Below are 20,669 nucleotides of genomic sequence, written 5' to 3' on the forward strand. Positions count from 1 at the left end.
CGGCCGCTCGGTCAGTCGACGCTGACGACGACTTTGCCCTGGTGCTTTCCGGCCGCGACGTACCGGTAGGCCGCCTGTGCCTCCTCGAAGTCGAAGACGCTGTCGACGATCGGCTCTAGCTCGGTCGCCGCGATAGCGTCGGTCATCCGCTCGAACATCGCCTGACTGCCGACGCCGATGACGCCCTCGACGTCGAGCGCCTTGCCGAGGATGGGCGAGGGGTCGACCGACCCGGCCCCGCCCGCGAGCACGCCGATGAGGTGGACATGACCGCCGTGGGCCGCCGCCGATAGCGACTGTTCGAGCGTGTTCGGCCCGCCGACTTCGACGACGTGATCGACGCCGCCGAGGCGTTCCTGCACGGTCGATCCCCACTCGGGCGTCTCCTCGTAGTTGATCGTCTCGTCGGCGCCGAGCTCACGCGCCCGATCGAGTTTGTCGTCGCTCGAGGAGGTGACCACCGCAGTCGCACCGTGGATCTTCGCAAACTGGAGCGCGAACGTCGAGACGCCGCCCGTCCCAAGCGCCAGCACCGACTCGCCGGCACCGAGGTCGCCGTCCTCCGCGAGCGCGCGCCAGGCCGTCAGCCCCGCACAGGAGAGCGTCGCGCCCTGTTCGTACGAGAGGTGATCGGGGAGCGTCGTGAGGCTCTCCGCGGGGAACGTCGCGTACTCCGCCAGCGCGCCGTCGACGTTGCCGCCGGTCGAGTGCCGCACCTTCTCGGGCGTGCTCGGCCCGTCGATCCAGTTCGGGGCGAACGGGGTCGCGACGCGGTCGCCCTCGGTCACTCCGGAGACGTCGTCACCGACGGCGACGACCTCGCCCGCCCCGTCCGACAGCGGCACGACGGGGAGATCGACGCCGGGATAGACCAACTCGGAGCTCGCGATCGCGAGGTCGCGATAGTTCAGCGAACAGGCCCGGATCCGCACGCAGGCCTCGTCGGGTGCGGGGTCGGGACGGTCGCGCTCGACCTGGACGACGCCCTCGTAGTCGGGAGTTGTCTCGTGGACTTCGTAGGCTCGCATCGACCGTGGTTCGATCGCTCGACACTTTCGTGCTCGGGTCGGCCCCAGATTCACCGCTTCGACGCGATACCGGTCGATTACGCCGGATGTGGGGGACGCCACGCGCTCGCGGCGCGTCCGAGGCTTTTCAACCGAAGCCGGCCACACTCCAGTGTGAGCGCGAACGCGACCGAGGTCGAGACGCTGACGCGGCGACTCGTCTCGATCCCCAGCCACGAGGACGAATCGGCGGCGGGCGAGGCAATCGAGTCGTGGCTGCGGGAGACGACCGACGCAGCCGTGCGACGGGACGAGCACGGCAACGTCTTCGCACGGCGCGGCGAGGGGCCGACGTCGCTCGCGCTCGTCGGCCACCACGACGTGGTCGACCCCGACGAGTCACAACGTCGGACAGTGAGCGATCGGCCAACGGCTGACCGCGAGCGGGGGACCGACGGCGGCGGGGATCCGGCCACCGAGTACCGCGTCGGGAAGCGCGACGGACGGTTGTACGGGCGCGGGACCGCGGATATGAAGGGGTCGCTGGCGGCCGCGATGCTCGCCTTTCGGGACGCCGAGCCGGCCGGCGAGTTGGTGTTCGCGTCCTTCGTCGGGGAGGAACAGGGCGGCGTCGGCGCGCGGGCCGCCATCAGCGACGGCTTCGCGCCGGACTACGCGGTCGTCGGCGAGGGATCGACCAACTACGCGGGCGACGACCAGACGGACGTCGTGATCGCCCACCGCGGGCGTCGCGGCTCGACGATCGCCGCACGCGGGACGGCCGCCCACGCGAGCGAGCCCGACGCGGGCGCGAACGCGGTGTATCGGGCCTGCGATGCAGTGGACGTCGTCCGCGACCTCGACGCACCGAGTGCGACCGTGTTGGGGCAAGCGGTCGAGGGGAGCCTCGTCGTCACCGAGATCGAGGGGGGCGACGCCTGGAACGTCGTGCCCGAGTCCTGCACGGTGACGGTCGACGAACGGACCGTCCCCGGGCAGCGCGCGGCGCTGGAGCGCGTCGAGTCGATCGACGGCGTCGAGTGGCACGTCGAGCAGGACCTCCCGCCGATGGCGTGCGAGGATCCCGCCTTCGCGGAGGCGGCACTCGCCGCGGCCGACGCGGCCCAGGCGGCGACGCCCGAGCACGTCAGCAAGCCGCACGCGACCGACGCCGGGTGGCTGGCCGACGCCGGCACGACCTGCGTCGTCGTCGGGGCGTCCGAACCCGGCGAAGCGCACACGGCCGACGAGAGCGTCTCGATCGAGGTCCTCGAGCGGTGTCGCCGGTGCTATTTGACCCTCGCCGAGCGGTGGCCCGCCGAGTGAACTCGATCGGGTGCTGCTGACCGCCGGAGCCGCGCGCGGCACGACCGCCACCCGGTTCGCCGCCTCGGTCAGTGTGCCGCCGGAGGCGTCGGCTTGATACGGGCCCGCGCCCAACGATTCGGTAATGTCGACAGACGCATCCGACACGGACCGCCCCGCCGCGGCCGACGACGACGGTGAGGACGCACCCGAGGCCTACGAGTCGCTCCTCGGGGAGTATCGCCGCATCGCGAACGTCCGCAGCGCGGGCGAGATGCTCTCGTGGGACCAGCAGGTGATGATGCCCGAGGGCGGGACGCCGGCCCGCTCACAGCAGCTCTCGACGCTCTCGTCGCTGTCTCACGAGTTGCTGACCGACGACGCCGTGGGCGACGCGCTGGCCGAACTCGACGCGATCGAGTTGCCGGCCGAGCAGGCGGCCGTCGTGCGGGAGATCCAGCGGCAGTACGACCGCGCCGAGGCGGTCCCCGGGGAACTGATCGAGGAGATCTCGACGACGTCCTCGGAGGCGCTTCCGGCCTGGGAGGAGGCGAAGGCCGAAGACGACTTCGAGTCGTTCGCGCCCTACCTGCAGAAGCACGTCGACCTCAAGCGCGAGTACGCCGAGCACATCGATCCGGACCGCGACGCCTACGAGGTGCTGTTCGAGGAGTTCGAGCCGTGCCTCTCGCTCGAACGGGCGGAGCAGATCCTCGAAACGCTCAGGGAGACGCTGGTCCCGATGATCGAGGAGATTCGGAACGCCGACGCCGACCTCGCCACGGACGCGTTCACGTCGCTCGGTTCGTACCCCGCCGACGACCAGGAGGCGCTCTGTCGCGACGTCCTCTCGACGCTCGGCTACGACTGGGACCGTGGCCGCCTCGACACCTCCTCGCATCCGTTCACCGCGGGGACGACGTTCGACTCGCGCGTGACGACTCGGTTCGACGAGTCTGACCCCCTCGGGTCGCTGCTCTCGACGGTCCACGAGTTCGGGCACGCGACGTACACCGTCGGACTTCCGGACGAGCACTACGGGACGCCGCTCGGCGAAGACCGCGACCTCTCGGTCCACGAGTCCCAATCGCGGCTGTGGGAGAACCACGTCGGTCGCTCGGCGGCGTTCTGGGAGCACCTGCTGCCGACGTTCACCGACCACTTCCCCCACGCGGCGGACGTGACACCGCGGGAGGCCTACGAGGCCGCGAACCAGGTGTACGAGAACAACCTCATTCGCGTCGAGGCCGACGAGCTCACCTACCACCTCCACATCATCATCCGGTTCGAGATCGAGCGCGCACTGATCGCGGGCGAGATGGACGTCGAGGAGGTGCCCGCCGTCTGGAACGACAAGTACGAAGAGTACCTCGGCATCCGGCCGGAGACCGACGCTGAGGGCTGTCTGCAGGATATCCACTGGAGCCACGGCAACTTCGGGTACTTCCCGACGTACTCGCTCGGTTCCGCGATGGCCGCGCAACTGTACGCCGCCGCCGAGGCCGACATCGGTGCCGACGCGCTCGAAGCGGGGGTCCGAGAGGGCGACTTCGACCCGCTGCACGACTGGCTGACCGAGAACGTGCACCGACACGGCGCGCGGTACGAGACGAACGAACTCGTCGAACAGGCGACCGGGGAGTCGTTCACTGCCGACGCGTTCACCGACTACGTCACCGAGAAGTACGGGTCGCTCTACGACCTCGATTCGGTCTAACGGCCGCCTCCCAGCGGTTTTCTTCCGGTTCTCACCGAGCGAAACGCGGCAGTACAACTAAGTATTGGTAAGTCATACCATAGCGTGTATGGCCTCAGCACCGAGCTCCGACGACGCGCTGTTCGACCAGTTCCTCGACGACCGCGGACACGACGTGGAGACAGTAGACTGGGAGACATCATATAACAAGAAGCAGTGTCCGGAGTGCGGTGCACTCCACGATTCGGCGGCGACCGACTGCGGCGTCTGCGGGTGGGATCCGCGGGCGTAAGCGGCAGTCGCCCCGGCGGCGAACTGTCCTCCGTGATGATATTTTCGAAACAGGTAGTTTATCAGGCACAAGGACGTGTAACGGTCCAATGAGCAACTCTGACGCGACGGTCACCCGACTGTTCGGTGGCCCCGGGAGCGGGAAGACGACGGCGCTGCTCGATCGAGTCGACGAACTCCTCGAGCGCGATGACGTCACGATCCGCGACATTCTCGTCGTGTCGTACACACGAGCGGCCGCTGCAGAGGTTCGCGAGCGACTGGCAGAGCGCCTCGACATCTCTCCGCGGGCGCTGAAGGGGAACGTCGCGACGATGCACGCGAAGGCGTACGAACTCTTGGATCTCTCCCGTAACGACGTCGTCGGCGAGAGCGACAAGCAGGAGTTCTGCGAGGAGTACGGCATCGAGTTCGAAGACGAGTACGGCGGTGCGGGCCGGCGAACCGCCCGCTCGACGACCATCGGGAACAAGATTATCGCGACGAGCCAGTGGCTCCAGCGCACCCGCCGCGACGTGGCCGACTGGTACGACGTCCCCTTCCAGTGGAACGTCGAAGAAGTGCGCCTCCCGCCGGAGGTCGACCCCAACGCCCAGGAGGGGAACAAGTACACCCCCACGTGGCCGTCCGACGACGACCGGATCGACGTGCCCGAGGTCATCCGCGCCTGGCGGACCTACAAGGGCGAACACGGGCTCGTCGGGTTCGCGGATATGCTTGAGCGCGTCAGCCAGCGGTCGCTCGTGCCCCACGTCGACTACCTCGTCATCGACGAGTTCCAGGACATCACGACGCTGCAGTACGGCGTCTACGAGGAGTGGAAACCGCACATGGAGCGGGTGCTCATCGCCGGCGACGACGACCAGGTCGTCTACGCCTGGCAGGGAGCGGATCCGAACCTCCTGCTCGACGCCGACCGCGACGAGGACGTGGTGCTGCCGAACTCCTACCGGCTGCCCTCGCGGGTGCTGAACGTCGTCAACCAGGAGATCCGCCACCTCGACAAGCGACAGGAGAAGGACCTGCGGCCCAGAAAAGAGGGCGGCACCGTCGAAGGGATCGACTCGCCGTCGATGCTGGACCTCGCGCGGAACGTCCGCTACACCATCGAACAGGGCGAGGACGACGAGACGATTATGGTGCTGTTCCGCGCCCGCTATCAGCTCTTCCAGTTCGTCGACGAGTTCCTGCCGCTGGGGATGCCGTTCTCGGCGCTGACCGACCAGCGGATGTGGACCGATCGGCTGACGCAGTACGTCCGCGGGATCGAAGCGCTCGACAGCGAGGATCCGTTGACCGGCCTGCAGGCTCGACGGCTCGCGGATATGCTGCAGGACTCGGCGTTCGGGACGAACGACCGCGACGGGCTGTTCGACCGCATCGACGAACTGAAAGAGGCGGCCGGCGTCGACGACCTGACCGAGATGACGGTCGATCCCGACGTGATCACGGAGTTCGCGCCGTTCGCCCCCGACGTCGACTCCGCGGGCGATATGCTCCGGAAGGTCACCTCCTTCCAGCGGAACTCCGTCGAGGCGTACTTCGACGGCGAGTACCAGGGGATGGACCCTAACCGGGTCCGGATCGGCACGATTCACTCCGCGAAGGGCCGTGAGGCCGACCACGTTTTCGTGGCGACCGATCTCACCGAGAAGGTCGTCGAGCAGATGGCCGCCTCCGTCGAGGACGAGGAAGTCGACGGCGTCGAGGAGTTCACCTCCAGCACCGATCCCGTCCCGATCCTCACTGACAACGAGCGCCGGGTCTTCTACGTCGGGATGTCGCGGGCGCGAGAGCGACTCGTGCTCCTCGAGAACCTCGTCAGCGGCGCGCCGACGCTCCCCGTGAGCGTCCTCCTGCACAACGAGATCCGCGACGAGTCCGTCGAGTCCCTGCTGGACACCGCACAGGAGGGCGAGGTCCCAGCGCCCGAACCGGACGCCTGAGCGGTGCCGAGCGACCCGTCATCCGGGGGGCCGACAGCCGGAGCGGCAGCCCCTGAGCGACCTGCGGTCGACGACGCGTTTCTGTCGGCACTGCTCGATACTCCCCAGGACCACGAGGAGCGGCCGCGTGGCTTCGTCGCGGTCGGCGACGGGAGCGACGCGGATTTCAGATATCTGACGGGGATCGCGGGCGTGGACCGGCCGTCCGCGTTCGTTCGTCTCGTCAACGAGCGAGTGGTCTGTCCGCCGGTCGGAGCGGCCGACATCGCCGCCCGGCAGTTCGACGGACGGGTGGCGACTGCTCGTTCCGGGGAGCCACCGGGGCAGCGAGCCGCCGCCGTCCTCAAAGAGGCGAGCGACCGGCGGCCGGACGGGGCCGATGTCGTCCTGACGCCCGCGACGATCCCGCACGACGCCGCGCTCTATCTCGAACGCGCGGGCTACGAGTTGCGGTCGACGGCCGCCGTCAGGGAGGCGAGAGCGACCAAGACGGGCGGCGAGATCAGCGCGATCGGTGCGGTGCAGGACGCGGCGGTCGCAGCCGTCCGGCGCGGGGCGTCGGTGCTCGCGGCCGCCTCGGCGGCGGACGACGAACTCCGCTGGGAGGGCGGGGCGCTCACCGCCGAACGGCTGCGGCGTGCAGTCGACGCGGAACTCGTCCGACAGGGCGTCCAGCCCGGCGGACGCACGGTCGTCACTGCGGGACCGTCAGCACAGCCAGAGGTGCCTGGAGGCGGAAGGAGCGACGCGGACGCCGCCGTTCGGGTGGCCGAGCCGGTCCGCATCGACGTGGCTCCGCACGGGCCGCACGGCTATCACGGTGCGCTCTCGCGGACGTTCGTCGTCGACAGCGACGGCGGCTGGGAGCGCCGCGCCTACGTCGCGGTCGAGTCGGCACTCGACGCCGCGCTCGGCGAGATCGCCCCCGGCGTGACCATCAGCGAGGTGCGACGCGAAGCCGACGCCGAGGTCACCGCGTTCGGCTTCGATCCGGGCGGAGAGGGCACCGGCCCCGGAGACGCCGTTCACGGCGTGGGACTCACGCCGCGGGAACGACCGCGGTCGGGTGGCGAGACGGTCGAGCCGGGGTCGGTCGTCGCGGTCACGCCGCGCGTGTCTGACCCCGACTACGGGAGCGTCGCCCTCGGCGGACTGGTCGCCGTCAGGGAAGACGGGATCGACCGCCTGGGCGAGGCGACGTGGTCGTTCTCGCCGCGGCCGGCCGAGTGAGTCCGCGCAGCCGATCGGATCAGTACGTGCGGCTTGCGGTGTCAGTCCTCGTCGTCGTCCGGTTGTTTGACGACCGCGCCGGCGACGCGTTCCCCCACTTTCGCCGGGATGTCGCCCGGCGTGGTGAGATACTGCGGGAGCAACACCATCCCGGCAGCGATCGCCACCGCGCCCACCCCCAGAAGCGTCTCCCCGTCGAGCAACCGGGAGATCCCGAAGATTCCGACCGGCGCGGCGAAGATCAGCGTGCCCGCCAACTGGAGGGTGCCGAGGATTCCGAGTCGCATCTGGAGAAGATCGACGACCGTCGGAGAAAAGCCTCGCGGTGAGGTGTCGGTGACCGGTAAAGAAGCGTCTCGCAGTGCGGTACCGACGACAGGCGGAGCGCAGACTTAGCGGTAGAGCGGTTCCGGGGCCGGCGGCATCGACCGCTTGTGTACGCTCTCCTCGTACAGTTCGACGACGCGCTCGACCTGCGCCTCGGTGACGTCGAGTTGCCGGACGGTCGCGGCCGTCGACAGCGGGCCGTCGATGTGGAGTGCGAGCACCGCGTCGAGGGTGTCGTAATCGAGCCCCATCTCCTCCTCGTCGGTCTGGCCGCTCCACATCTCCGCGGAGGGCGTCTTCGTCACCAGTTCCTCGGGGACGCCGAGGTGGGCCGCGAGCTGGCGGACCTGCTGTTTGTAGAGGTTGCCGATGGGGTTACAGTCGACCGCCTGGTCGCCGTACTTCGTGAAGTAGCCCGTCATCGCCTCCGAGCGGTTGCCCGTGCCGAGGACGACCTTGTTCTCGTAGTTGGCGACGAAGTAGTTCAGTACCGCACGAGTGCGGACGTAGACGTTGCCCGCGGCCGTTCGATCGTCCGCGGCCTCGGGGATCGCGTCGAAGAACGACTCGGCGATGGGCTGGATCTCGACGACATCGTACTCGATGCCCAGTTCCTGAGCGACCCACTCGGCGTCGCTCATATTGTCCTCGGTGTTCACGACGCTGGGCATCACGAGGCCGTGGACGTGTTCGGCCCCGAGCGCTTCCACTGCGAGGTACGCGACGGTCGTACTGTCGATCCCGCCGGAGAGGCCGAGTACCGCACCGTCGGCACCGGCGTCGTCGACGACGCCTTCGAGAAACGCAGTGAGGTGCTCCGTGGTGGATTCGAGTTCCGCGTCCGAGAGCCGGAGGTCGAGCGGTGCGTCCTCTCGCAGAACCGCCTGATTCGTGGTCATCAGTAACGTATACCCGCTGTGGACACTAATACTCACCCGTTGCGGGACATCTGTGGACGTACGTACACTTCCGAGCGGCCGGGAGCACGCAGCCCTTGCGGAACGGCTTTTTGAATCCGGGGCGGACGCTCCCGTATGGAGATCGTCGTCTTCGGCGCGGGGAGCATCGGAAGCCTCCTCGGTGCGCTCCTCGCACGCGTCCCGGACCACGACGTGACGCTCGTCGGTCGGGGCCCCCACGTGTCCGCGATCCGTCGCCGCGGCCTCCGGGTCGAGGGGATCGAGTCGTTCACCGTCGAACCGCAGGCGACGACCGACGGGACCGACCTGGCAGCGGACCTCGTGCTGGTGACGGTGAAAGCCTACGACACCGAGGCGGCCGCACGGGAACTCCGAACGGGGGAGTTCGACGCGGTCTGTTCGCTCCAGAACGGGATGGGAAACGAGGAGACGCTCGCCGGGTATCTGGACTGTCCGGTGCTGGGCGGGACGACCAGTTACGGCGCGGTCCGGACGGATTCCGGCGAGGTCGTCTGGAACGGGGCCGGCGAGATCGCCGTCGGGCCCTGGGCGCCGCGTGGTGACGACGAGACCGCTGCGACGGTCGGCGCGGCGATGACCGCGGCCGGGTTGGAGGTCGACGTGGTGGACGGGGCCGGAATCCGCCGGCGACTCTGGGAGAAGTTGGCCGTGAACGCCGCTATCAACCCGACGACGGCGCTGGCTCGCGTGGAGAACGGCGCACTCGGGGACGAGCCTGGCACCGACCTCGTCGAACCGATCGCCCGTGAGGTCGGGGCGACGGCCCGGGCTGAGGGCGTCACGCTGAGCGATGAGGCGCTCGTTGACGCGGTCGGGGAAGTCGTCACGGCGACGGCCGAAAACGAGTCGTCGATGTACGCCGACGTGCAGGCGGCGCGGCGGACCGAGATCGACGTGATCAACGGCTACGTGGTCGAGCGCGCACGGGAGCACGGGATCGACGTCCCGACGAACCGGACGCTGTGGACGCTGCTGCGCGCCTGGGAGGCCGAGCGGGGACTGCGGGCGATCGACGCCTAACCGACCGTCGAGTCGGGGGCGAACGCAGACACAGCGCCGGAGCGTAGCCATTGAAGTCCCCGCTGAGAGATACGTCACGTATGACCACAGTCGCGAGCATACGGGAACAAGACGAGGCGATCACGGTACTCACCGCCTACGACGCCGCGACGGCCGAACTGGTGGAGGCGGCCGACATCGACGTGATCCTCGTCGGCGACAGCCTGGGGAACGCGACGCTCGGATACGACTCGACGCTCCCGGTCACGATGGACGACGTGGCCCGCGCGACCGATGCCGTGACCCGCGCGACCGACGATACGCTGGTCGTCACTGACCTGCCGTTTCTCTCCTACGGCGTCGAGACGGCACAGAGTCTCGAAAACGCCGGCCGACTGCTGAAAGAGTCGGGCGCGCAAGCGGTCAAGATCGAGTCGGGGCCGCACACCGTCGACCTGACCGAACGGCTGACGCAACTGGGGATTCCCGTGATGGCGCACCTGGGGTTGACTCCCCAGCACGTCCACGGCATCGGCGGGTACACTCGCCAAGGGACGACCGAGGAGCGGGCCGCAGAAATCATCGACCTCGCCGAGGCACACCAAGCGGCGGGTGCGTTCTCGCTCGTGCTAGAACACGTCCCGCGGGAAGTCGGCAAAGCGGTGACCGAAGCGGTCGAGATGCCCGTCATCGGGATCGGGGCCGGCCCCGATACCGACGGCCAGGTCCTCGTCATCGACGACGCGGTCGGGCTCTCGGCGTCGGTGCCGCCGTTCGCGGCGGCCTTCGGTGACGTTCGGACGGAGATGCGCGAGGCGATCGAAGCCTACCGCGACGCCGTGGTGTCGGGATCGTTCCCCGCCGAAGAACACAGCCACAGCGAGGGGCTCGATCTGTAGGGGCAGAAACCGTCCGGGCTCATCCGAGCATCAGCCGGGCGTTGTAGACAGTCGTGAACGCACCGGCGAGCGACAGGACGATCGGGGGGAGGTAGTAGAGGAAGCGGTCGGCGTCGGCCGCGCCGAGCAGCGAGATCCCGATCGCGACCCCGAACGCGAGGTACTTCAGGAGGACGAGCCCCAGGAGTCCGAGGTGGTCGATACTGAGTCGGATCAGCGCGTTCGCCTCCGAGACGGTCGGGCTGTACTCGATGAGCGCGATCGTCGTGACGACGTCGCCGACGCCGTAGGTCGCCAGCGCGAGCAGCCACAGCCTGGTGAACGTCCTGGCGTCGAACGGAGTGTCGTCGAGCGAAACGTACGTTTCGGAGAGCGCGGTGAGGCGGGGGATCATCGGTCTGATCGGCAGTTGAGCATCGTTCGAGCGTGGTTCGCGTGTGAGTCAAGCATCAACGGAAACGGCGAGGTTGACCACGGGAGTGAGTCATAGATGCCCACTGGAGGGAGCATCGAACCCCGTTCACCGGGGCTCTCCGAACCGTTCGGCAACCGACTGTGAAGACGCACGGCACGCACGATACGCAATCGTCTGCGGCACTCGTATTGGAGGTTTCGTCGTCTTACCGTCCTTCCAGGCAGGATCGGTCCACAGAATGCAAGTCGATGGTGACGACGAGGATGGAACGGACCCCTCCCCAGCGGCCGAATCGTCCGCGTCCGCCGTGGTCGAGGACGCTCGATGAGTCTTCGTCAGGGGTACCCGCCGAAGCCGTCGGAGACGACGTCTGTGCACTGACTTCCGTCATCCTTAAGTCTCGGCTGTGGCTCTGTTTCGAGTGCGAGACAGCCCCGAGCGCCGGTGGTCCAGTGGTAGGACAGTGGCTTCCCAAGCCACTAGCCCGGGTTCAATTCCCGGCCGGCGCATTGCTGTTGCGACCGAAGTGAGCAGCGAAATCGCTGCGGTGGGAATTGAATCAGGGAGCGTCGGGAGCGACGCCAGCGGCGCGACCGTGGTGCAATTCCCGGCCGGCGCACTCCCTCCGATCGGCTCCCGGCCGACGTCCCTTCGACCGCGGTGTTCGCTCGCGGGACTCCCGGCCGGCGCACGCGCTGTAGTCACACGCTGACGTACCCACGTAGAAGGTCCGTGCGATATCGGTGTCAAAGCACTCATCACAGGCAGCCGTAACGTGTGAGTATGGATCGAAGCCTCCGGCATCCGCACCCGTGGCTCATCGTCGGGTTCGGGGCGGCGCTGTTCATCACGGCGCTCGTCCACCACGGTCGGGAACTGGCGGTCGTCGGAAGCGTGAACGGCCCGCTCGCCGCAGTCGTACTCGATGGGGTTCCGGCACTCGGGCTCGCGTATCTCGGATACTGGCTCTCCGGACGCGGATTTTCCGGGCGGGACCACCGACTGATTCTCGCCTGGTGTCTCGGCGGGAGCGCCCTGTTTGTCGCGGTGATCGGGGCGACCTACCTGATCCGACTCGTCGAGGGCCGGACGCTCGCCGAACCGGTCTTCCCGCTGTTGATCGCGGCCGAAGCGGGAGCGCTGGCCGGAGCGATCGCCGGATACTACAACGTCCGAGCGCGGATGGACGCCCGTCGGGCACAGACGGTCACCGACGCGCTGTCGTTCGTCAACAGCCTCATCCGACACGACCTCCGCAACGATCTGAACGTGATCCGCGGCCACGCCGGACTGCTCGACGGCGAAAGCGGGGACGGAGACCGCCGAAGCGAGACGTCGAAAGTCATCGTCGAGAAATCCAGCGAGGCGCTCGCACGCATCGAAACCACGCGAGCGATCACGAACACGCTGATCGGCGAACCCGACCTCGAACCGGTCGAGCTGACCGCCGTGGTCAGCGAGATGGCCGCACAGGTAACGAACGCGTTCGACGTCTCGGTCGTCACCGACGTCCCGGATCGGGCGTCGGTCACGGCGAACGCCGGCCTCCGGTCGGTCGTGGACAACCTCCTCGAGAACGCCGCCGAACACAACGACGCCGACGAGCCGAAAATCGAGATCGTCGTCGAACGGCAACCGAACGACGTCGTGTTGCGGATCAGCGACAACGGCCCGGGGATCCCCGACGCACAGAAGGAGACGCTCTTCGAGCCGTCAGAGGACGGAGACGGCGGCGGTGGGCTCTCGCTCGTGCGGACGCTGATCGAAGGGTACGGTGGGGACATCCGGATCGAGGACAACGACTCCACCGGCACGACGTTCGTGGTGCGACTCCCGCGGTCGGACGCCGCCGGGAGTCAGGAGGCGTGGCAGGCAGGCGACGACGGCAGCGTGTGAGACGGACGGTGACCGCGCCGATTAGGAGCGATCCGGCGGCGTCAACTCCCGTTCGAACTCGTCGAAATCGTCGAGGTCCGCGGGGAGGTCGTACTCGATCCGGCGCTCCTCCTGACGGGTGGTGAGGCGGTCCTGGATGGGGTCGGCGACGGACTCCCAGCCGTTCTTCACGTTCAGGCTCTTCGCGGGAATACCCGCGGCGATGTGATGATCGGGGACGTCGCCCTGGACGACCGAGCGGGCACCGACGATGGCGTTCTCGCCGATCCGACACCCGGCGCGGACCATCGCGTCGTACGTGACGCGGGCGTCCTCCCCGACGATCGTGTGGTAGTTCGCGACTTCGGTCTGATCGACGACGTCGTGATCGTGACTGTAGAGGTGGACGTCGTCGGAGATCGACGCGCGGTCGCCGATCGTGAGTTTGCCCCGGTCGTCGAGGTGGACGTCGTCGTGGATCACGACGTTGTCACCGACGGAGATGTTGTGGCCGTAGGTGAACGTGATCCCCTTGAAGAACCGACAGTTGTCGCCGCAGTCCTCGAAGAGATGATTCGCGAGCATCGCCCGAAACTGGAGTGCGAACCCGACGTTGTCGGCCATCGGCGTCGCGTCGAACTGCCGCCAGAGCCACTGGAGATACTTCGATTCGGGGAATCGCTCGTCGTCTTTTTCGGCGTAGTACTCCGATTCGAGCGTCGCGTTACAGGGATCGTATCCCTGGAGTCGGACCCGCTCGGCGGGCGAGAGTTCCTCGCCGGCCTGCCAGCGCTCGTACGCCTCGCGGTCCCCGTGGAGGTCGACGAGCGTCTCGGTGACGACCCGGCAGGTGTCCTCGTCCGATGCGAGTCGGTCGTCGACTTCGTCGATGAACGCATCGACGTTCGATTGCGCCTCCGCAGGGAGGGAGACGTCGACTTTTGTCATCGACGCTGGGTTCGGACTCAGTGGGCAAATCCGTTCGGTTGTGCGGAAGAATCGACCGACCGAGCCGGAAATATGTGTGCCCCGATTACTCCCGGCCGCGCAGCACGCCGAGCAGCCGGTAGTCGTGATCGGGCGTGTAGCGGCGGAAGAGCAGGCTGTTACTCAGCACCGATACCGACGACAGCGCCATCGCGCCCGCCGCGAGAATCGGCTGGAGCAGGCCGAGCGAGGCCAGCGGAATCATCGCGGTGTTGTACCCGAGCGCCCAGAAGAGGTTCTGCTTGATCTTCGAGAGCGTCCCGGCCGAGATCCGGATGGCCTTCACCACGTCGGTCGGCTCGTCGCGCATCAGCGTCACGTCGGCGGCCTCGATCGCGACGTCGGTGCCGGAGCCGATCGCGGTCCCGACGAAGGCGGCCGCCAGCGCCGGCGCGTCGTTGACGCCGTCACCGACCATCATCGCGTTCCGGCCGCCGTCCTGGATCGACTCGACCGCGTCGGCCTTCGCCTCGGGCAGGACCTCCGCGCGGACGTTCTCGGGGTCGATCCCGAGGTCGGAAGCGACGGCACGCGCGGTCCGTTCGTTGTCGCCGGTGATCATGTGCACGTCGACGCCGCGCTCGTGGAGGGCCGCTACGGCCTCAGCCGCGCGCTCTTTGACCGTGTCGGCGTCGGCGACGACGCCTAAGAGTTCGCCCGTCGCGTCCGTCCCGGCGTCCGCATCGCCGCTCGCCGCAGGGTCCGAGAGCCGCCCGACGAGCATCGCGGTCTTCCCCTCGGATTCCAGCCGCTGCATCGCCGCTTCGGCGGGGCTCGGGTCGATCCCGGCCTCGTCGAGGAGCCGGCGGTTGCCCACCAGGACGGTCGCCTCGCCTCGTGACGCTGCTCCGTCGCCGCTGGATCGTTCCGCAGCGGCCGGTGCCGCTCCCGCCACCGTAGCGCGAACGCCCCGCCCGGGCGCGTTCTCGAAGTCCGTCGCCTCGGGGATGTCGAGACCCCGTTCCTCGGCTCCGGCCACGATCGCACGGGCCAGCGGGTGCTCGCTGTGCTGTTCGGCGGCCGCGGCGAGCCGGAGGAGTTCCGTCTCCGTGTCGTCGGGCTCCTCGTCGGCCGCGTCGGGATCGCGGAGCTGACCGCCGTCGGGGGTCGCATCGAGCGCGACCACGTCCGTCAGCGACATCTCGCCCTTGGTCAGCGTCCCCGTCTTGTCGAAGACGACGGTGTCGACGTCGCGGACGCGCTCTAAGATGTCGCCGCCCTTGAACAGGACCCCGTGCTGTGCGCCGATCGAGGTGCCGACCATCGTCGCTGCCGGCGTCGCCAGACCGAGCGCACAGGGACAGGCGATCAGGACGGCGGAAGCGAAGACGAGCACAGAGAACTCGAACGTGGAGACGGTGCCGCCGGCGACCGCCGGCCCGCCGGCCACGACGCCCCACAGCGGGAGCGCGTCGACGAAGCCCGCGAGCGCCTCGGGGAAGAGCGCCCAGACCGCGGCCCAGAAGAGCGCGTTCACGATGACTGCGGGCACGAAGTACGCCGAGATCCGGTCGGCGACGTTCTGGATCTCGGGCTGTCGCGACTGGGCCTCCTTGACCGTCTGGACGATCTGCTGGATCGCGGTGTCGGCGCCGACTTTCGTCGCCTCGACCACGAGCACGCCGTTCTGATTCACGGTCGAGCCCACGACCTCGTCGCCCGACTCCTTCGAGACGGGGACGGACTCGCCGGTCACCATCGACTCGTCGACCGCGCTCTCGCCGTCGACGACCACGCCGTCGGTCGGGATCTTCTCGCCCGGCCGGACCTTCATCCGGTCGCCGACCTCGACCGTGTCGAGGGGCACCTCGCGTTCCTCGCCGTCCGCGTCTATGAGTGTGGCCGTGTCGGCCTCCATCTCGAGCAGTGAGCGGAGCGCCTCGGAAGCCTGGCCTTTCGAGCGCGCCTCGAGGTAGTTCCCGAGCGTGATGAAGACGAGGATCAGCGCGGCCGTGTCGAAGTACAGCCCCGCGTTCGGGAGGATCCCGACGAGCGCAATCACGGAGTACGCGTACGCCGTCGTCGATCCGAGCGCGATCAACACGTCCATATTGGCCGTGCGGTTCCGGACGAGCGCCGTGTAACTGTTCTCGTAGAACTCGCGTCCGAGGACGACCTGGACGGGCGTCGCGAGCGCGAACGCGACCCAGCCGAAGGGGAGGCCAGTGCCGGGGATGGTCTCGGGGACCAGGCTGGGAGCGAAGAGGTGGATGGCGAGCAGCCCGACGAGCGGGAGCGAGAGTACGGCCCCGAACAGCGTCAGACGCTTCTGTCGGCGGATCTCGGCGTTGCGGGCCGCGTCGCGGGCGTCCGCATCGCCGTCCGCCGCCGCACCGTCGCCGCCCGCGTCGCTGGACTGGCGGACGGGCGCGTAGCCGGCCGCCTCGATGGCGTCGTAGAGGTCCTCCATCGAGATCTCACCGGGGGCGTACGTCACCTGCGCCTCGTCGGTCGCGAAGTTCACGTCGGCGCTGACGACGCCGGGCGTCGACTCCAGCGCCGTCTGGTTCGTCTGCGCGCAGTTCGCACAGGTCATATCGGTGATGCCGATCGAGACCGTCTCCGAGACCGGGTCGTACCCGGCCGCCGAGATCGCCTCGTAGACGGCCCCGAGCGACACCACCTCGGGGTCGTACGTCACCGTCGCCTCGTCGGTCGCGACGTTCACCGACGCGTCGTCGACGCCGTCGAGGTCCGTCAGCGCGCCCTGCACCGTCTGAGAGCAGTTCGCACAGGACATTCCCCTGACGTCGAGGGTGATCGTTCGGGTACTCATCTTATGTCTAGATACGGGTCCCTCTCTTACTGCGATTGCGCTTTCGAGAGTTCGGGTCAGTCCGGATCGAAACCTTCGAATCGAAAGCCGATCGCGATTTTCGTTCAGCCGTGTTCAATCCGCGCCCGCCTCGAACTGCTCGTAGCGGTCGCGGAACTGCGCCAGACACGATGGGCAACAGAAGTGGTACTGCTCGCCGTCGAACCGCTCGCTGCGGCCTTCGCTCGTGACGGTGTTGCCGCACTCCGCACACGAGAGCGCGAACTCCGCGCCGCCGACGGCGGGGCTCCACTCAACGTCGCCGACGACGGTCACCGCGTAGTCGTCGATCCGCGAGAGGTCCACCAGTCCGTCGAGTTGCTCGCGGACGGCGTCGGCGCGCAGTCGCGCGTGGAAGACGACGTCACCCTCGGCGGTGACGAAGACGTGCTCTGTCGGTTCGGCGGCGACGACGTCCTCGCGGACGGCGTCGACGGCGTCGGACGGGACGTCGAGCGTCACGAGCACGGGCACGCCCGCACGGAGTTGTGAGCGGTCGACGTCGACGGTGAAACGCCGGATGACGCCGGATTCGCGCAACCGTTCGACCCGGTCTGAGACCGCCGGCGGCGAGAGGTCGACGCGCTCTGCGATGTCGCTGAACGGGCGGCGGCCGTTTTCCACCAGGAGTTCGAGGATCTGTACGTCCGTCTCGTCGAGAGAGGCCATACCGGCCGGACGGTCCGTACTCGGAAGGAATTTTCCCATATCGCTTTCGTTTCCAAAGCGTTTCAGCGCGAGATCCTCATCTTGGAAACGAAAGTCGGCCAAAGAGAGCGGCCCGTCTATCGAAACGATGACGCAGACGATCACCGTCGAAGGAATGAGTTGCGGACACTGCGAGCAGACCGTCGAAGACGCCCTGGCGTCGGTGCCGGGCGTCGAGTCCGCGCCGGCCGATCGCGGGACCGAATCGGCGACCATCGAGGGCGGGGCCGCCCTCGAGGACCTGCTCACGGCCGTCGACGACGCGGGCTACGACGCGTCTGTGTAGCGGGACAGCGACGCCAACCGGGCTGGCGGAGCGCAGGTCACTCGTCTTCGAGGCGCTCGTACTCCTCGTCGGAGCGGTCACCGCGCGCGTACGCGTCCCGTAACTCCTGAGCCGGGTCAGTCGCGCCCGCCGCCACGCCGTCAGTGCTGAGTGCGCGATAGAGGAGGTAGCCACCCCCGACGATCACCCCGAGGACCAGGACGCGCCACAGTGCGGCGAGCAGGAGCCACCAGCCACCCGTGCCCGTCCGGCTCATCGTGCCGTCCATCATCGGGATGCTGTGCATCGGCCCCACCATCCCGCCGGTCCCGCTCGTCATCCCGCCCCAGGCCATCGTGCCGCCACCTGCACCGAGCAGGAGTGGGGCAAACAGGACCAGCGCACCGAGTGCGACGAGGCCACCGACGACCCAACGCGAGGAGTACTGTTGTTGCATCGGACTCACCACTAGAAGAAACGGGGCCCTCACTTACTTCCATTTCCACTTCGATACCGTGAGTTTCTGCGCGCCGGATCGTTTGATTCGAAAGTGCTGGGTCGCTGCGACGATTCCTCCTGAACAGGCGTCAGAAGCGGCCGCTTGCTCTCGGGGGCGAGGTCGCTCCAGGAGACCGATCCCGCCTCAGCGGTGTTTTCGGGGTCCATCGCGGGGTCACTCAGGTCGCCCCCGGTTCTCGACGCTGTCTCGACGGGATGGACAGCGCGCGCGACGAAGACCGGGGGCGACGGCTTCGAGCGGCAGTGAGACGAGCAGCGCGGCCCGAACCGGGCGGGGTTACTCGTCGTCTGCGCCGTCGAGATGCGCCTCGACCTTGTCGGCGTGTGAGTCGAGCGCGTCGGCGATCGTCCGGGCCTCCTCCGGCGAGAGCGTCACCTCGTCTGCGTGGGCGGGTATCGACTCCAGTTGGCTGTTGTCGAGTTCCAGTTGGAACTGCACGTGATCGGGGTTCTCGCGCGGCGACGTGACGTTCAGCACCGCGACGGCTTCGTCTTCGAAGTCGTGGCCGCGGGCGGCGGCGTCGACGAGATCGAGTGTCGTGTAGGCGTTGACTCTGAGCAGGCGGTTTGGCATAGTGGCGTAACGCGGTCGAGCGGCAAGTCGGTACCGCTCCGGACGTCGGGTGCGGCGGGTCGCCGAGCGAGCGCGACCGGCTCAGTCGTCAGCCGGCGTCGGCGGGCTGGCGTCCATCCCGTCGTCTTCGGCGTACGGGTACCAGGTCATCTTCGTGTTGTGCATCATCGGGTCTTCGTAGTCCGTCTCTTCGGGTTCGACGAACGCGTCGAGTTCCTCGTCGTCGTGGCGGTCGACGAACGCGCGGAAGGACTCGCCCTCGTTGCGCTCCGCGGCGAACGACTCGATCAGGTTCGCGATCGCACCCGGCACCTCGTCGACGGGGACGCGCTGGGTGACCCAGCGGGCGAACTGCGGCTCGTCGCCGAGGCCGCCTCCGAGACCGACGTCGAGGGCCTCGACCGCCTCGCCGTTCTTGCGTGTCTTCATACCGCGGAGACTCACGTCGGCGATCTGCGGCTGCGCGCACGAGGCCGTACAGCCCGAGAGGTGGATGTGGAACTCGTCGACGTCGTCGGGGAGGTCGACGTGCTGTTTCAGCCAGCGCGCGAACCGCACCTGCCGGTTCTTCGTCTCGACGATCGAGAGCGAACAGAACTCCGTGCCCGTACAGGCGATCGAGCCGCGCATAAACGGTGACGGATCCGGCGAGTAGTGTTCGAGGAGGTCCTCCGCGAGGAAGTCGTCGAGTTCCTCGTCGGGGACGTCGGTGACGATGACGTTCTGGCGCTGCGAGAGGCGGACCTCACCGGAGCCGTACTCCTCGGCGAGGTCGGCCAGTTCCAGCACGTCGTCGGCACCCATCCGTCCCACGAGGACGTTCAGCCCGACGAAGTTCGTGCCGTCCTTCTGCTTGTGGACGCCGATGAGGTCGTTTCGCTCGCCCTCGCCAGTGTTGTAGGTGTACTCCTCGCGAACGTCGCGGCCGGCGGTGCGGAGCTCGAAGTCGACGTACTCCTCCTGAAGCGTCTCGCGGACCTGTTCGGGGCCCCACTCGTCGACGAGGAACTTGATCCGGGCGTTGTAGCGGTCCTCGCGGTCACCGTTATCGCGGAAGAGCGCCGAGAGACCGCCGGCGACGTCGGAGACCTGATCCGGAGAGACCCAGACGTCGATGTCGCGGGCCAGTCGGGGCTCGTTACGCGCGAGGCCGCCGCCGACGCGGACGTTGAAGCCGACTTCGTCCTCGCCGTCGATCTCCTTGTATGCTGGCTCGAAGGCGAGGTCGTTGATGTCGCCTTGGCCGGAACCGTCGGCCGATCCCGTGACGGAGACCTTCCACTTTCGCGGGAGGTTCGAGTGGTCGTCGTTGCCCTTGAACGTCTCGTTGAGGTCGCGGATGACGGGCCAGGCGTCGATGACCTCCTGTCCGTCCTTGCCCGCGACGGGGTTCCCGACGATGTTCCGCCAGGAGTCGCCACACGCCTGCTGGGTCGAGAGCCCGTTCGCCTCCAGTTTCTCGAAGACGGCCGGGACGTCCGAGAGTTGGATCCAGTGGAGTTGGATCGACTGCCGCGTCGTAAAGTCGGCGTAGGACTCGCCGAAGATCGGGTTCGTGCCCGGCCCGCGGGCGTACTCGTCGGCGATCTCGCCGACGACGCGCAGCTGTCCGGGTTCGAGCACGCCGTTCGGCGTCCCGATCCGCATCATGAAGTAGCCTTCCTGTCCGTTCCGCTGGTGGTACAGTCCCCACCACTTGAAGCGCTCGAACCAGGCGTCCCGCTCGTCGTCGGGGATGGTCTCGAAGCCCTCCTCGGCGAAGCGGAAGAGGTGTTCGCGTATTTCGTTTCCGTAGACCTCGGATTTCCAGTTTTCGACGTCCGTTGGCATCGTTATCGTCTACAACACCCCCACCTTCAAAGAGGAACGC

The 20,669-nt window shown here is 67.9% G+C and carries 19 protein-coding genes and 1 tRNA gene; 10 read left to right on the forward strand and 10 right to left on the reverse strand.

Going from position 1 to position 20,669, the window contains the following annotated elements; translation table 11 throughout:
* Positions 1–11 precede the first annotated feature (11 nt).
* A complete protein-coding gene (locus BLU74_RS03050; protein ID WP_089765016.1) occupies positions 12–1,028 on the reverse strand; it encodes a zinc-dependent alcohol dehydrogenase family protein in 1,017 nt (338 codons plus the stop codon).
* Between the two features lie 153 nt (positions 1,029–1,181).
* Here BLU74_RS03050 and BLU74_RS03055 point away from each other — a divergent pair, with 153 nt between their 5' ends.
* The 5 genes from BLU74_RS03055 to BLU74_RS03075 all read left to right on the forward strand — a co-directional run bounded on the left by BLU74_RS03055 (position 1,182) and on the right by BLU74_RS03075 (position 7,475).
* Entirely contained in the window at positions 1,182–2,333 is a 1,152-nt protein-coding gene (locus BLU74_RS03055) for a M20 family metallopeptidase (protein WP_089765018.1), read from the forward strand.
* A gap of 124 nt (positions 2,334–2,457) precedes the next feature.
* Positions 2,458–4,029, forward strand: a complete 1,572-nt coding sequence (locus BLU74_RS03060) for a carboxypeptidase M32 (protein WP_089765021.1) — start codon at positions 2,458–2,460, stop codon at positions 4,027–4,029.
* A gap of 88 nt (positions 4,030–4,117) precedes the next feature.
* On the forward strand, positions 4,118–4,300 hold the full coding sequence (locus BLU74_RS03065) for an HVO_0416 family zinc finger protein (protein WP_089765023.1): 183 nt from the start codon (positions 4,118–4,120) through the stop codon (positions 4,298–4,300).
* 88 nt (positions 4,301–4,388) lie between these two features.
* The gene (locus tag BLU74_RS03070; protein WP_089765026.1) at positions 4,389–6,245 is read left to right on the forward strand and encodes a UvrD-helicase domain-containing protein; all 1,857 of its coding nucleotides are present in this window, start codon (positions 4,389–4,391) and stop codon (positions 6,243–6,245) included.
* 3 nt (positions 6,246–6,248) lie between these two features.
* Positions 6,249–7,475, forward strand: a complete 1,227-nt coding sequence (locus tag BLU74_RS03075; RefSeq protein ID WP_089765028.1) for a M24 family metallopeptidase — start codon at positions 6,249–6,251, stop codon at positions 7,473–7,475.
* Positions 7,476–7,516: 41 nt separating this feature from the next.
* On the opposite strand, the gene BLU74_RS03080 is transcribed toward BLU74_RS03075, so the two are convergent.
* Both BLU74_RS03080 and BLU74_RS03085 read right to left on the reverse strand, forming a co-directional pair.
* Complete coding sequence (locus BLU74_RS03080; RefSeq protein ID WP_089765030.1) at positions 7,517–7,762, reverse strand: DUF7533 family protein; 246 nt, start codon at positions 7,760–7,762, stop codon at positions 7,517–7,519.
* Positions 7,763–7,867: 105 nt separating this feature from the next.
* Entirely contained in the window at positions 7,868–8,701 is an 834-nt protein-coding gene (locus tag BLU74_RS03085; protein WP_089765032.1) for an NAD+ synthase, read from the reverse strand.
* A 135-nt stretch (positions 8,702–8,836) separates the two neighbouring features.
* Here BLU74_RS03085 and BLU74_RS03090 point away from each other — a divergent pair, with 135 nt between their 5' ends.
* Positions 8,837–9,763, forward strand: coding sequence for a ketopantoate reductase family protein (locus BLU74_RS03090; protein WP_089765035.1), 927 nt, complete (start codon positions 8,837–8,839; stop codon positions 9,761–9,763).
* Between the two features lie 80 nt (positions 9,764–9,843).
* Positions 9,844–10,641: a 3-methyl-2-oxobutanoate hydroxymethyltransferase gene (panB, locus tag BLU74_RS03095; protein WP_089765037.1), complete on the forward strand. Its 798-nt coding sequence runs from the start codon at positions 9,844–9,846 to the stop codon at positions 10,639–10,641.
* 19 nt (positions 10,642–10,660) lie between these two features.
* Here the strand turns inward: panB and BLU74_RS03100 are convergent, their stop codons facing one another.
* The gene (locus tag BLU74_RS03100) at positions 10,661–11,035 is read right to left on the reverse strand and encodes a DUF5658 family protein (RefSeq protein WP_089765039.1); all 375 of its coding nucleotides are present in this window, start codon (positions 11,033–11,035) and stop codon (positions 10,661–10,663) included.
* Positions 11,036–11,494: 459 nt separating this feature from the next.
* On the opposite strand from BLU74_RS03100, the gene BLU74_RS03105 reads away from it, so the two are divergent.
* Together BLU74_RS03105 and BLU74_RS03110 are read left to right on the forward strand one after the other, a co-directional pair.
* Positions 11,495–11,565 (forward strand) — tRNA-Gly (locus BLU74_RS03105).
* A 274-nt stretch (positions 11,566–11,839) separates the two neighbouring features.
* Complete coding sequence (locus tag BLU74_RS03110; RefSeq protein WP_089765041.1) at positions 11,840–12,952, forward strand: ATP-binding protein; 1,113 nt, start codon at positions 11,840–11,842, stop codon at positions 12,950–12,952.
* Positions 12,953–12,973: 21 nt separating this feature from the next.
* Here the strand turns inward: BLU74_RS03110 and BLU74_RS03115 are convergent, their stop codons facing one another.
* From BLU74_RS03115 to BLU74_RS03125, 3 genes are all read right to left on the reverse strand, one after another.
* Complete coding sequence (locus tag BLU74_RS03115; protein WP_089765043.1) at positions 12,974–13,879, reverse strand: acyltransferase; 906 nt, start codon at positions 13,877–13,879, stop codon at positions 12,974–12,976.
* Between the two features lie 85 nt (positions 13,880–13,964).
* Positions 13,965–16,694: a heavy metal translocating P-type ATPase gene (locus BLU74_RS03120; protein ID WP_089765045.1), complete on the reverse strand. Its 2,730-nt coding sequence runs from the start codon at positions 16,692–16,694 to the stop codon at positions 13,965–13,967.
* Positions 16,695–16,808: 114 nt separating this feature from the next.
* A complete protein-coding gene (locus BLU74_RS03125) occupies positions 16,809–17,402 on the reverse strand; it encodes an AsnC family transcriptional regulator (protein ID WP_089765280.1) in 594 nt (197 codons plus the stop codon).
* A gap of 127 nt (positions 17,403–17,529) precedes the next feature.
* Here BLU74_RS03125 and BLU74_RS03130 point away from each other — a divergent pair, with 127 nt between their 5' ends.
* Complete coding sequence (locus BLU74_RS03130) at positions 17,530–17,727, forward strand: heavy-metal-associated domain-containing protein (protein WP_089765046.1); 198 nt, start codon at positions 17,530–17,532, stop codon at positions 17,725–17,727.
* Positions 17,728–17,764: 37 nt separating this feature from the next.
* Here the strand turns inward: BLU74_RS03130 and BLU74_RS03135 are convergent, their stop codons facing one another.
* From BLU74_RS03135 to BLU74_RS03145, 3 genes are all read right to left on the reverse strand, one after another.
* Positions 17,765–18,163, reverse strand: coding sequence for an SHOCT domain-containing protein (locus BLU74_RS03135; protein ID WP_245705710.1), 399 nt, complete (start codon positions 18,161–18,163; stop codon positions 17,765–17,767).
* Between the two features lie 339 nt (positions 18,164–18,502).
* The gene (locus BLU74_RS03140; RefSeq protein ID WP_089765048.1) at positions 18,503–18,799 is read right to left on the reverse strand and encodes a DUF6360 family protein; all 297 of its coding nucleotides are present in this window, start codon (positions 18,797–18,799) and stop codon (positions 18,503–18,505) included.
* A gap of 81 nt (positions 18,800–18,880) precedes the next feature.
* Entirely contained in the window at positions 18,881–20,629 is a 1,749-nt protein-coding gene (locus BLU74_RS03145) for a nitrite/sulfite reductase (protein ID WP_089765052.1), read from the reverse strand.
* Between the last annotated feature and the right edge of the window lie 40 nt (positions 20,630–20,669).

This window comes from Halobellus clavatus, from assembly GCF_900107195.1.
Taxonomy (GTDB): domain Archaea; phylum Halobacteriota; class Halobacteria; order Halobacteriales; family Haloferacaceae; genus Haloquadratum; species Haloquadratum clavatum.